The sequence below is a fragment of the Enterobacter sp. 725m/11 genome (assembly GCF_011683705.1).
GTDB classification, from domain to species: domain Bacteria; phylum Pseudomonadota; class Gammaproteobacteria; order Enterobacterales; family Enterobacteriaceae; genus Enterobacter; species Enterobacter bugandensis.
On the sequence record NZ_JAAQOK010000031.1, the window covers coordinates 34,372 to 46,392 of the forward strand.

Consider the following 12,021-nt stretch of genomic DNA (forward strand, 5'->3'; position numbering starts at 1 on the left):
TCAGTTTTTCTCTTCCTTCTTCACCACTTCAATGCCCAGCTCGGCCAGCGCTGCCGGGTTGGCAAAGCTTGGCGCTTCGGTCATCAGACACGCTGCGGCAGTGGTTTTCGGGAAGGCGATAACGTCACGAATGTTATCGGTGCCGGTCAGCAGCATGGTCAGACGGTCGAGACCGAAGGCCAGACCCGCGTGCGGCGGTGTGCCGTACTTCAGGGCGTCCAGCAGGAAGCCAAACTTCTCACGCTGTTCCTGCTCGTTAATACCCAGAATGCCGAACACGGTCTGCTGCATTTCACCGCTGTGAATACGCACGGAGCCGCCGCCCACTTCATAGCCGTTGATAACCATGTCATAAGCGTTTGCCACTGCCTCTTCCGGCGCCGCTTTCAGCTCTGCCGCCGTCATCTCTTTTGGCGAGGTGAACGGGTGGTGCATCGCGGTCAGGCCGCCTTCACCGTCGTCTTCAAACATCGGGAAGTCGATAACCCACAGTGGCGCCCATTTGCTTTCGTCGGTCAGGTTCAGGTCTTTGCCGAGCTTCAGACGCAGCGCGCCCATCGCATCCGCAACGACTTTCTTGTTGTCTGCGCCGAAGAAGATCATGTCGCCGTCCTGCGCACCGGTGCGCTCAAGGATCGCTTCCACGATGTCCGCGTTCAGGAATTTCGCCACCGGGCTGGTGATCCCTTCCAGACCTTTCGCACGCTCGGTCACTTTAATATAGGCCAGACCTTTCGCGCCGTAGATCTTAATAAAGTTGCCGTAGTCATCAATCTGCTTACGGCTCAGCGCCGCGCCGCCCGGTACGCGCAGGGCAGCCACGCGGCCTTTCGGATCGTTAGCCGGTCCCGCGAATACCGCGAACTCAACGGATTTCACCAGGTCTGCTACGTCCACCAGCTCCATCGGGTTACGCAGGTCTGGTTTGTCGGAGCCGTAGCGACGTTCCGCTTCGGCGAAGGTCATGATCGGGAAATCGCCCAGCTCAACGCCCTTCACGTCGTTCCACAGGCTACGCACCAGGGCTTCCATCACTTCACGCACCTGTTCGGCGGTCATGAAGGAGGTTTCCACATCGATCTGGGTAAATTCTGGCTGACGATCAGCGCGCAGGTCTTCGTCGCGGAAGCACTTAACGATTTGATAATAGCGGTCGAAGCCGGACATCATCAGCAGCTGTTTGAACAGCTGCGGTGACTGCGGCAGCGCGTAGAATTTGCCTTTATGAACGCGGGATGGCACCAGGTAATCGCGCGCGCCTTCCGGCGTCGCTTTGGTCAGCATCGGGGTTTCAATATCGAGGAAACCGTGGTCATCCATAAAGCGACGCACCAGGCTGGTGATTTTCGCACGGGTTTTCAGGCGCTGAGCCATTTCCGGACGACGCAGATCCAGGTAGCGGTATTTCAGACGCGCTTCTTCAGTGTTGACGTGGTTGGAGTCCAGCGGCAGCGCTTCGGCGCGGTTGATAATAACCAGGTCGGACGCCAGCACTTCGATAGCGCCCGTCGCCATGTCTGCGTTAACGTTTTTCTCGTCACGCGCACGCACGGTGCCGGTGACCTGAATGCAGAACTCATTACGCAGCTCAGAGGCCAGCTTCAGCGCATCTGCGCGATCCGGGTCGAAGAACACCTGAACGATACCTTCACGGTCGCGCATATCGATGAAGATAAGGCTACCAAGATCACGACGACGGTTGACCCAACCACACAGGGTGACCTGCTGTCCGACGTGGGACTGACGCAGCTGCCCGCAATATTCTGTACGCATGAGATATCCCTTAATTAGCCGCAGGCTAAATGTCGCCTGGTATGCAGGCTACTATGTCGCAGCTTTCTGTATGTCACAACTGGATGAAAAAAGGCGGCTATTATACTGGAAATTCCGCCGGACGATAAGAGCGAACCACCGCCAGACGGTCGTTTGCTGCACTCTTATTGCGCATTCTCACAAAAATTAACAAAATTATCCGACCGATAACAGGTCATCACGTCGTAAGGTGTTACGGAAGTGATTAATTTACCTGGAGTGACGATGTTAACACTTGATGCCCGCAAAACCGCGCTTGTTGTGATTGATTTACAGGAAGGGATCCTGCCCTTCGCCGGTGGCCCACACGCAGCGGACGAAGTCGTCAGCCGCGCCGCTCGCCTGGCCGAGAAGTGCCGCGCCAGCGGTGCCCCTGTGGTCATGGTGCGCGTCGGCTGGTCCGCTGATTTCGCCGAGGCGTTAAAACAGCCCGTTGATGCCCAGGCACCCGCACATGCCCTGCCGGAAAACTGGTGGACGTACCCGGTGTCGCTGGGCAAACGCGACAGCGATATCGAAGTGACTAAACGCCAGTGGGGCGCGTTCTACGGGACCGACCTTGAGCTGCAGCTTCGCCGCCGCGGTATCGACACCATTATTCTGTGCGGCATATCCACCAACATCGGCGTGGAATCGACAGCCCGTAACGCCTGGGAGCTGGGCTTTAATCTGGTGATTGCTGAAGATGCCTGCAGCGCGGCTTCCGCCGAACAGCATCAGGGCAGCATGACCCATATCTTCCCGCGCATCGGACGCGTGCGCAGCACGGATGAGATTTTAAGCGCGCTATGATGTACGTGGGCCTGCCCCAGTGGTCGCACCCGAAATGGGTGCGCCTGGGCATTACCAGCCTTGAAGAGTATGCCCGACACTTTAACTGCGTCGAGGGTAACACCACGCTGTATGCGCTGCCCAAAGCCGAGATAGTCGAACGCTGGCGGGAGCAAACAACGGACGACTTCCGTTTCTGCTTTAAGTTTCCGGCGACCATTTCCCACCAGGCCGCGCTGCGCAACTGCGGGGACTTAACGGAAGAATTTTTCACGCGCATGTCGCCGCTGGCGAACCGAATTGGACAATACTGGCTCCAGCTTCCCGCCACGTTTGGCCCGCGCGATCTGCCCGCCCTGTGGCAGTTCCTGGATGCCCTGCCCCGCGAATTCACCTACGGTGTGGAAGTCCGACATCAGGACTTCTTTGCTAAAGGCGAAGCCGAAAAAACGCTCAACCGGGGCCTGCTGGATCGTTCCGTTAACCGGGTGATCCTCGACAGTCGTCCGGTGCACAGCGCGGTACCGCATAACGAGGCCATCGTTGATGCTCAGCGTAAAAAACCGAAAGTGCCGGTCCACGCCATCGTGACCGCACAGAACCCGATGGTCAGGTTCATCGGCAGCGACAATATGCAGCAAAATCAGGCGATGTTCGCCGTCTGGCTGCAAAAACTCGCGAGCTGGGAGCACACCACCACGCCGTACCTCTTTTTGCACACGCCGGATATTGCTCAGGCGCCCGAACTGGTCGATGCTCTGTGGCAGGCCTTGCAGGCCGCGGTGCCGTCCGTGGGCAGCACCCCTTCCATCCCACAACAATCTTCTCTTTTCTGATATCACCCCCTATCATAGTGAAGTGCCATCTGCCAAAAAACAGGGAGTTAGTATGGTCAGCGCGCTGTATGCGGTGTTAGGTGCATTACTGCTGATTAAATTTTCGTTTGATGTTGTGCGCCTCAGGATGCAGTACCGCGTCTCTTACGGCGACGGCGGTTTCTCCGAACTGCAAAGCGCTATTCGCATTCACGGTAATGCGGTGGAATACATTCCCGTTGCTCTCATCCTGCTGCTGTTTATGGAGATGAATGGCGCGGAAACCTGGATGGTGCATATTTGTGGCCTGATGCTTATTGCCGGCCGGTTAATGCATTATTACGGCTTTCACCACCGTTTATTCCGCTGGCGTCGTTCCGGCATGAGTGCGACCTGGTGTTCGCTTTTGCTGATGGTGCTGGCTAACCTGTGGTATATGCCGTGGGAGTTGGTTTTCTCCCTCCATTAGCGCACAATACGCCACTTTATTTTTCCCGGATTTTTACGTTATGTCAGATCGCGACACGCTTTTTTCCGCGCCTATCGCCAGCCTGGGCGACTGGACCTTCGATGAACGGGTAGCCGAAGTCTTCCCGGATATGATCCAGCGCTCTGTTCCCGGTTATTCCAATATTATCTCTATGATCGGTATGCTGGCTGAGCGCTTCGTTCAACCCGGTACGCAGGTCTATGACCTGGGCTGCTCGCTCGGCGCGGCAACGCTGTCGGTACGTCGTAACATTCATCACGATGGCTGCCGAATCATTGCCGTCGATAACTCCCCGGCCATGGTGGAACGCTGCCGTCGCCATATTGACGCGTACAAAGCGCCCGTTCCGGTGGACGTGGTGGAAGGCGATATCCGCGAGATCGAGATTAACAACGCCTCGATGGTAGTGCTGAACTTTACCCTGCAGTTCCTGGTGCCTGAAGACCGCCAGCTGCTGCTGGACAAAATTTACCAGGGGCTGAATCCCGGCGGCGCGCTGGTGCTTTCTGAGAAATTCAGCTTTGAGGATGCCAAAGTAGGCGAGCTGCTGTTCAACATGCACCACGATTTCAAACGGGCGAACGGCTACAGCGAGCTGGAGATCAGCCAGAAGCGCAGCATGCTGGAAAACGTGATGCTGACGGACTCCGTGGAAACCCATAAAGCGCGCCTGCACAAAGCCGGTTTTGAGCACAGCGAACTGTGGTTCCAGTGCTTTAACTTTGGCTCTCTGGTGGCGCTAAAAGCCGGGGATGCCGCATGATTGAATTCAGCAACTTTTATCAGCTGATTGCTAAAAACCATCTTTCCCACTGGCTGGAGACCCTGCCGGCGCAGATTGCCGCCTGGCAGCGCGATCAGCAGCACGGCCTGTTAAAGCAGTGGTCAAATGCCGTGGAGTATCTGCCGGAGCTGACGCCGCATCGTCTGGATTTACTGCACAGCGTGACGGCGGAAAGCGCAGAGCCGCTCCCTGCCGGGCAGATCAACCGCATCGAAACGCTGATGCGTAATTTAATGCCGTGGCGCAAAGGGCCGTTCTCGCTGTACGGCGTGAACATCAATACCGAGTGGCGCTCAGACTGGAAGTGGGATCGCGTACTGCCGCACCTTTCCGACCTGACCGGGCGCACCATTCTGGACGTAGGCTGCGGCAGCGGTTACCACATGTGGCGCATGATTGGCGCGGGAGCCCATCTGGCGGTCGGCATCGACCCGATGCAGCTCTTCCTGTGCCAGTTTGAGGCGGTGCGAAAACTGCTCGGCAACGACCAGCGCGCGCACCTGCTGCCGCTGGGCATAGAGCAGCTCCCTGCCCTGAAAGCGTTCGATACCGTCTTCTCAATGGGCGTGCTGTATCATCGTCGTTCCCCGCTTGAACACCTGTGGCAGCTCAAAGATCAGCTGGTCAGCGGCGGCGAGCTGGTGCTGGAAACGCTGGTAATTGAAGGCGATGAGCATGCGGTTCTGGTGCCGGGCGATCGCTACGCACAGATGCGCAACGTTTACTTCATCCCGTCCGCGCTGGCGCTGAAAAACTGGCTGGAGAAATGCGGATTTGTGGATGTGCGCATTGCCGATGTTTGCGTAACGTCTATCGAAGAGCAGCGCCGCACCGACTGGATGATCACCGAATCGCTGGAGCAGTTCCTCGACCCGGCCGACCACAGCAAAACCGTTGAAGGCTATCCTGCACCAATGCGTGCGGTATTGATTGCGACCAAGCCGTAGTTTTCCCCTCTCCCCTGTGGGGTGAGGGGATAAAAAAAGGCCCCTGTTGAAATTGCAGGGGCCTGGTACAAGCAAGCATCATATTGGGCGACATGATGCGCGGTAAAAATCGGTACGTTGCTACACGTGATGACGCTCAATCAGCGACTTCATTTCCGCAACCGACTCTCCCTCTACGCCGTAGCGAGAATATTCATCCGCTTCAGCATCCGTCGACATTGACAGCCCTGTATTGCGATAACGCATGGGTGAAGGTATCCATTTCCCCGCAGAGCTGTGAAGCTCTTCCACCCCGGCGTTTAAAAACCGTTCCAGATTGCTGGCACGGACTCCCGCACCCGCCATTATTATTGGAACACCGGAATGTGCTTTTAGTTCCGTAATTAATTGCAGACCTTTTTCCGCCGAAGACTGCTGTCCCGATGTCAGAACGCGCGCCACGCCAAGTTCGGCAAGCGTATCAAATGCTTGCAGGGGATCTTTGCACATATCAAACGCACGATGAAAGGTGACGGCCATTCCTTTCGCGGCGTCCATCACCTTACGCATCCGCGGCAGGTCGACGTGACCATCTTCATCAAGCAGGCCGGTAACCAGCCCCGGGAAGCCCAGGTCACGAACCAGCGCGATATCTTCAAGCATGGCACTGAACTCGCCCGCCGTGTAACAAAAATCGCCGCCGCGAGGCCGAATAATCGGGTGGACCGGGATGGTGACGGCCTGGCGGGCAGACTTCAACACGCCGTATGAAGGCGTTAACCCCCCTTCTTTCGGGGCGGCGCATAGCTCAATACGGTCAGCTCCCATCTGTTGCGCCGTTACGGCACACGCCACGCTGTAACAACAAATCTCCAGCAGCGCCATCTGCTTCTCCTTAAAATCAGCTTAACGCGCCATCATGGCACGCCTCTCGTTTCGTGTCTCAGCGACGAATCACAACTCTCAGGCTTCGCTGGCAACGATCTGCTCAATGGTCCAGGGATGAAATTTCACGGTCACCTGCCCGTCCGTCACGGCCAGCGTCGGGTTAGGCAGACGCTCGCGCTCGCCTTTGGGTGAACTCGTCTTCACAAAAATCCCCGGCTTGCTTAACCCGTCGTCTGACAGCAGGGCCAGGGCGCGCGCGTTCAACGTTTCCGGCTCACCCGGCAGGACGATTTCGATATGCTCCCAGCCTTCGTGCGGATAGCGTTTCTCGCCCGGCCACGGCAGTTCAACCACGGTGAACTGCCAGTGCGCCACGTTCACCGGCTCATGCAGTTTGAACAGACAAATGGGGCGTCCATTGATGATGTTCTCAGAGAGCAACTCGCCGCACTGTTCAAACCCGCGACGCCAGCGCTCGGCGGTGGCATTCTGGTGGCAGCGCAAGGAAATGTGATCCGCCGCAAGCGGCACGATATCCAGACCAAGACGGGTGGCAAGTTCTGTGAACGCCTTTGTGAAGCGCGGTAAATCTGCGGAAATATCATGCAGTTCGTCAATGGATTGCCAGTTCGCCATAAGTCAGTCTCTTTTCGTGTCGCAAAGCCGCTAATTTACTCCGTTGCCCCGTTTTGACCAACCGCAGAATCCGGCTTTTTATGACTGCATGGTTATGCACGCTTTCTTAGCCTGGATTCTGAGCAATCTTCGGGCCCCGCAATGCTGACGCCAGAAGGCATTTGCAGTATACTCCCGCCCTAAATTCTTTAACTGGCGCGGGCGGTTGTAAGCCCGCATCAAAAACGTAAGGTATCCAGGTGAATATTCAGGCTCTTCTCTCCGAAAAAGTCAGTCAGGCACTGATTGCCGCAGGCGCACCTGCGGATTGCGAACCGCAGGTTCGTCAGTCAGCAAAAGTACAGTTTGGCGACTATCAGGCTAATGGCGTGATGGCAGTGGCTAAAAAACTGGGCATGCCGCCGCGACAGCTCGCTGAGCAGGTACTGACGCATCTGGATCTTTCCGGCATTGCCAGCAAAACTGAAATTGCTGGTCCGGGCTTTATCAATATTTTCCTTGAGCCTGCGTTCCTGGCGAGCCACGTTGACGCGGCGCTGAAGTCTGACCGTCTGGGCGTTTCCCAGCCGGAAGCGCAGACAGTGGTGGTCGACTACTCTGCCCCGAACGTGGCGAAGGAGATGCACGTAGGCCACCTGCGCTCCACCATCATCGGTGACGCCGCGGTACGCACCCTTGAGTTCCTCGGTCACAAGGTGATCCGCGCGAACCACGTGGGCGACTGGGGCACCCAGTTCGGCATGCTGATTGCTTACCTGGAAAAACAGCAGCAGGAAAACGCGGGTGAAATGGCGCTGGCGGACCTGGAAGGGTTCTACCGCGAAGCCAAAAAGCACTATGACGAAGACGAAGCCTTTGCCGAGCGCGCACGCAGCTACGTGGTGAAGCTGCAGGGCGGGGATCAATACTTCCTTGAGATGTGGCGCAAGCTGGTTGACATCACCATGTCCCAGAACCAGCTTACCTATAACCGTCTGAACGTGACCCTGACTCGCGACGACGTGATGGGTGAAAGCCTGTACAACCCGATGCTGCCAGGCATTGTGGCGGACCTGAAGGCCAAAAACCTGGCGGTGGAGAGCGAAGGCGCAACGGTAGTGTTCCTTGATGAGTACAAAAACAAGGAAGGCGAACCGATGGGCGTGATTATCCAGAAAAAGGATGGCGGCTATCTCTACACCACCACGGACATCGCGTGTGCGAAATACCGTTACGAAACCCTGCACGCCGACCGCGTGCTGTATTACATCGACTCCCGTCAGCACCAGCACCTGATGCAGGCGTGGACTATCGTGCGTAAAGCCGGTTACGTGCCGGACTGCGTGCCGCTGGAACACCACATGTTCGGCATGATGCTGGGTAAAGACGGCAAGCCGTTCAAAACCCGCGCGGGCGGTACCGTGAAGCTTTCCGATCTGCTGGACGAAGCGCTGGAGCGCGCCCGTCGCCTGGTGGCAGAGAAGAACCCGGACATGCCTGCTGACGAACTGGAAAAACTGGCCAACGCCGTGGGTATCGGTGCGGTGAAATACGCGGATCTTTCCAAGAACCGCACCACCGACTACATCTTCGACTGGGACAACATGCTGGCGTTTGAAGGCAACACAGCGCCGTACATGCAGTACGCCTATACCCGCGTGCTCTCCGTGTTCCGCAAGGCGAACATTGATGAAAGCGTGCTGGCGAATGCGACAGTGACCATCACGGAAGATCGTGAAGCACAGCTGGCGGCGCGTCTGCTGCAGTTCGAAGAGACGCTGACGGTTGTCGCGCGTGACGGCACGCCGCACGTGATGTGTGCTTACCTGTACGATCTGGCGGGTCTTTTCTCCGGCTTCTACGAGCACTGCCCTATTCTGTCTGCAGAAAATGAATCGGTGCGTAACAGCCGCCTGAAGCTGGCTCAGCTGACGGCGAAGACCCTGAAGCTGGGTCTGGATACCTTGGGTATCGAAACCGTAGAACGTATGTAAAAAAGAAACCCGGCAAACGCCGGGTTTTTTATTATCAGAAGTATTTCCGCAAATACTCTGTCAGACAGAGAATCGCCATCGCCTGGCCATACGGCATCGACGTCAGCGGGATCTGGCGATAAAAATCAAGATCGCTGCCCATGCCCGTACCGAACGACGTTTGCAGCAACTCCCCTTCCGGCGAGATATTTTTCACGATACCGCGAATCGCTTTTTCAGCAACGTCAGCATATTCAGGCTCAACATAGCGCTTCCGCACCGCTTTCAGGATCCCGTAGGCAAACCCTGCCGTGGCGGATGCCTCCAGGTACGAGTTCGGATCGTCCAGCAGCGTATGCCACAACCCGCTTTCGTCCTGACATTTTGCCAGCGCGGCGACCTGCGCCTTCAGCACCTGCACCAGATAACGGCGCACGGCGTTGTTTTCAGGCAGATCAACCAGTTCGAGGAAGTCGGGGATCACGATGGTGAGCCAGCTGTTGCCGCGCGCCCAGCGGGCCCGGGCAAAGTTATGATTGCCGTCGTAGCTCCAGCCGTGGAACCACAGCCCCGTCTCCCGGTCCATCAGGTTCTGCACGTGGAGCAGGAACTGATAGATCGCCTCCTCTACGTACTCCGGCTTATTCAGCAGCCTGCCGATTTTCGCCAGCGGCAGCACCGTCATCATCAGCGTGTCGTCCCACATCTGTTGATGATTCTCTTCCGCCAGCGTGATGTGCTGCATACCGCCGTGTTCGGTGCGTGGCATTTCAGTCATCGCCCACTCCGCCCAGCTTTCCAGCCACGGCAGCCAGGCCGGGTTTTTGCTCTCTTCGTAGCGATAGGCCAGCGTCAGGAACGGCGACATCGTATTGACGTTTTTGGTGGTGGCGCCTTCCGCAAAGCGGTCGGCAAACCAGCTGTCGATAATGTTGCGCATCCCTTCGTCGCCTGTCTGGCAGTAATACTGCCAGATGCCATACAGGCCGACGCCGTGCGTCCACTCCCATCCGGCCCAGCCTTTGGTGTCGATCACGCGCCCGTCGTCCAGCCGCAGCAAAAATTCACCCGTTTTATCGTGGATATTGACCAGGTTGTGCGTCACTTTTTGAATCAGCGATTTCAGCTCGTCCCGGGCGATAAAGCGCTCTGGCTGACGCAATAGCGGGCTATGTTTGACAGGCCAAACTTTCATCATCTTAACCTCTGTTGTATGTCGAATTGAGTACCGCGCGATCCTTCAGCGAAGATGCAGCTGGCTTATTGCGATTCAGATAACCGATGTTGTTATTGCCCCACAGTGACTCATAAGGCATACCGGCCAGCATCTCGACGGTGGCGCGGGCGTGTGGCGTCGCTGACTCCGGCATCGCATGACCACACTCACGCATTTTCGCGGTCTCCTCGCGCAGCGTGCGGTGGGTCTGTAAATTAAGCCTGAAGCGCAGGGAAACGAGGAAACCGCAGAACAGCACCAGGATGGTGCCCACGCTCAGGATCAGCAGAATGGTGTGGCTCACTTCCGCAGGCTGTACCTTCTGACCGCTGACAAAGCCGGACATTTGCATCACGATGCCTACCAGCATCACCGCACCGGCCTGTGACGCCTTACGGGTCAGGGTCATGATGCCGGCGAAAATCCCTTCCCGGCGCTGGCCGGTGATCGCTTCATCCACGTCAGCAATGTAGGTATAGGTATTCCATGGCACGTAGTTAATACCACCGCGCCCCAGCCCAGCCACCGCAGAGATCAGCAACAGCAGAGCGTAGACGTCGCTCAGACCGGCGTAATAGAGCATGGCGTAAGAGAGAGACGCCAGGCCAAACAGCACCACCACCATGCGGTAGGACGGCGCAGGTCCGAAGCGAATACACAGCGGGATCATCCCGATCACGGCGAGGAACTGGAAGATAGCCATCGTGCCCAGCAGGTTGGACGCCATTGACGCTTCCTGCATCAGCACAAACACCACGTAGTAGGTGAAGACTGCGTTAAATACGTCCTGTGCGATGTAGCCGCCGAGGTACATGCCAAGATGCTGGCGGAAAATCTTGATGCGCAGCGTAGAGCTTAATTCGACAAACAGACGATTGATGCTTTGCCCCAGCGTCAGTTTCTTCTTCTCTTCTTCGGCACGCAGCGCCGCTTCAGACCACTCCTCACGCGGGCGCTCCCAGGTAAAGAACCAGACAAAGGTCAGCATCAGGGCGCACAGCACGGAGAAAACCAGGCTTGCGTAAAAGAATGAGACGGCATTGTCTTTACCGAAGTGGGTGAGCAGGATCCCCGGCAGGAAGGAGGCCAGAATCGCTGACATCTGCGCCATAGAAATACGCGCCCCGGAGAACTTGGTTTTCTGTTTGAAGTCGTCGGTCATTTCCGGCACCAGCGTCTCGTAAGGCACCAGAATCATGGTGTAGACAATATCAAACACCAGATAGGTCAGCAGGTAGTACCAGAAATTCATGTCCCCTACCCACATCAACGAGTAGCTGAACACGCACGGAATGCCTAGCAGGATAAAGAACTTACGGCGACCAAAGCGCTTTCCAGCCCAGGTCGTACCGAAGTTATCCGTCAAAAAGCCCATTAACGGGCTGACAACAGCATCCAGCACCCTCGCAGCGGCAAAGATGAAGGTTGCTTCAATCGGTGTGAGTCCACAGAAGGTGGTATAAAAATACAAAAGCCAGGCCGCCGTCAGGGCGGTCGTACCAGCCCCGAGAAAATCGCCTGCCCCGTAAGCAAGATAATTTGCGAGTCCAATTTTACGTGTTTTCATTGCCGTCAACCCTAAGCAAATTTGGGAGACTCCCTGCAAGTAAGGCTCATCGGGGAGTTTTTACACGGCTACAGTAAATGCAACGACGTCCTGATACCTTTCTGTTTCTGCCATCACGGGCAGGGTAAATGGCAAAAATGCAAAGAGTCGCGTCACGCGTGTCA

The 12,021-nt window shown here is 56.6% G+C and carries 11 protein-coding genes; 6 read left to right on the forward strand and 5 right to left on the reverse strand.

Annotation, left to right across the window (positions count from 1 at the left end; genetic code table 11):
* A complete protein-coding gene (gene aspS / locus HBA26_RS14610; protein ID WP_028013627.1) occupies positions 1-1,773 on the reverse strand; it encodes an aspartate--tRNA ligase in 1,773 nt (590 codons plus the stop codon).
* Positions 1,774-2,037: 264 nt separating this feature from the next.
* Here aspS and HBA26_RS14615 point away from each other — a divergent pair, with 264 nt between their 5' ends.
* The 5 genes from HBA26_RS14615 to cmoB are packed head-to-tail and all read left to right on the forward strand — an operon-like array spanning position 2,038 to position 5,619.
* On the forward strand, positions 2,038-2,604 hold the full coding sequence (locus HBA26_RS14615; protein WP_047367817.1) for a hydrolase: 567 nt from the start codon (positions 2,038-2,040) through the stop codon (positions 2,602-2,604).
* On the forward strand, positions 2,601-3,419 hold the full coding sequence (locus tag HBA26_RS14620; protein WP_126345761.1) for a DUF72 domain-containing protein: 819 nt from the start codon (positions 2,601-2,603) through the stop codon (positions 3,417-3,419). The genes HBA26_RS14615 and HBA26_RS14620 overlap by 4 nt, the downstream gene beginning before the upstream one ends.
* Before the next feature lie 52 nt (positions 3,420-3,471).
* Positions 3,472-3,867, forward strand: coding sequence for an MAPEG family protein (locus tag HBA26_RS14625; RefSeq protein ID WP_028013630.1), 396 nt, complete (start codon positions 3,472-3,474; stop codon positions 3,865-3,867).
* Between the two features lie 40 nt (positions 3,868-3,907).
* Positions 3,908-4,651, forward strand: a complete 744-nt coding sequence (gene cmoA, locus HBA26_RS14630; RefSeq protein ID WP_045260318.1) for a carboxy-S-adenosyl-L-methionine synthase CmoA — start codon at positions 3,908-3,910, stop codon at positions 4,649-4,651.
* Positions 4,648-5,619 carry a tRNA 5-methoxyuridine(34)/uridine 5-oxyacetic acid(34) synthase CmoB gene (cmoB, locus tag HBA26_RS14635; protein ID WP_028013632.1) on the forward strand — a complete coding sequence of 324 codons (972 nt, stop codon included), beginning with the start codon at positions 4,648-4,650 and terminating at the stop codon, positions 5,617-5,619. Before cmoA ends, cmoB begins: the two co-directional genes overlap by 4 nt.
* Positions 5,620-5,739: 120 nt before the next feature.
* On the opposite strand, the gene cutC is transcribed toward cmoB, so the two are convergent.
* Complete coding sequence (gene cutC, locus HBA26_RS14640) at positions 5,740-6,483, reverse strand: copper homeostasis protein CutC (RefSeq protein ID WP_028013633.1); 744 nt, start codon at positions 6,481-6,483, stop codon at positions 5,740-5,742.
* Between the two features lie 78 nt (positions 6,484-6,561).
* Entirely contained in the window at positions 6,562-7,122 is a 561-nt protein-coding gene (locus HBA26_RS14645; protein WP_045631220.1) for a VOC family protein, read from the reverse strand.
* 239 nt (positions 7,123-7,361) lie between these two features.
* Between HBA26_RS14645 and argS the strand changes: the two genes are divergently transcribed.
* Positions 7,362-9,095 (forward strand): arginine--tRNA ligase, encoded by a 1,734-nt coding sequence (gene argS / locus HBA26_RS14650; RefSeq protein ID WP_028013635.1) that lies wholly within the window; start codon positions 7,362-7,364, stop codon positions 9,093-9,095.
* Between the two features lie 34 nt (positions 9,096-9,129).
* Here argS and HBA26_RS14655 read toward each other — a convergent pair whose 3' ends face one another.
* Together HBA26_RS14655 and HBA26_RS14660 are read right to left on the reverse strand one after the other, a co-directional pair.
* Positions 9,130-10,269 (reverse strand): glycoside hydrolase family 105 protein, encoded by a 1,140-nt coding sequence (locus tag HBA26_RS14655; protein ID WP_059353992.1) that lies wholly within the window; start codon positions 10,267-10,269, stop codon positions 9,130-9,132.
* Between the two features lie 4 nt (positions 10,270-10,273).
* Entirely contained in the window at positions 10,274-11,857 is a 1,584-nt protein-coding gene (locus HBA26_RS14660; RefSeq protein ID WP_126345763.1) for an MFS transporter, read from the reverse strand.
* Positions 11,858-12,021: the final 164 nt, after the last annotated feature.

Bases quoted from the DNA above. Each gene is read 5' to 3' on its own strand.
- aspS (WP_028013627.1), bottom strand. From the start codon at position 1,773: ATGCGTACAGAATATTGCGGGCAGCTGCGTCAGTCCCACGTCGGACAG.
- HBA26_RS14615 (WP_047367817.1), top strand. From the start codon at position 2,038: ATGTTAACACTTGATGCCCGCAAAACCGCGCTTGTTGTGATTGATTTA.
- HBA26_RS14620 (WP_126345761.1), top strand. From the start codon at position 2,601: ATGATGTACGTGGGCCTGCCCCAGTGGTCGCACCCGAAATGGGTGCGC.
- HBA26_RS14625 (WP_028013630.1), top strand. From the start codon at position 3,472: ATGGTCAGCGCGCTGTATGCGGTGTTAGGTGCATTACTGCTGATTAAA.
- cmoA (WP_045260318.1), top strand. From the start codon at position 3,908: ATGTCAGATCGCGACACGCTTTTTTCCGCGCCTATCGCCAGCCTGGGC.
- cmoB (WP_028013632.1), top strand. From the start codon at position 4,648: ATGATTGAATTCAGCAACTTTTATCAGCTGATTGCTAAAAACCATCTT.
- cutC (WP_028013633.1), bottom strand. From the start codon at position 6,483: ATGGCGCTGCTGGAGATTTGTTGTTACAGCGTGGCGTGTGCCGTAACG.
- HBA26_RS14645 (WP_045631220.1), bottom strand. From the start codon at position 7,122: ATGGCGAACTGGCAATCCATTGACGAACTGCATGATATTTCCGCAGAT.
- HBA26_RS14655 (WP_059353992.1), bottom strand. From the start codon at position 10,269: ATGAAAGTTTGGCCTGTCAAACATAGCCCGCTATTGCGTCAGCCAGAG.
- HBA26_RS14660 (WP_126345763.1), bottom strand. From the start codon at position 11,857: ATGAAAACACGTAAAATTGGACTCGCAAATTATCTTGCTTACGGGGCA.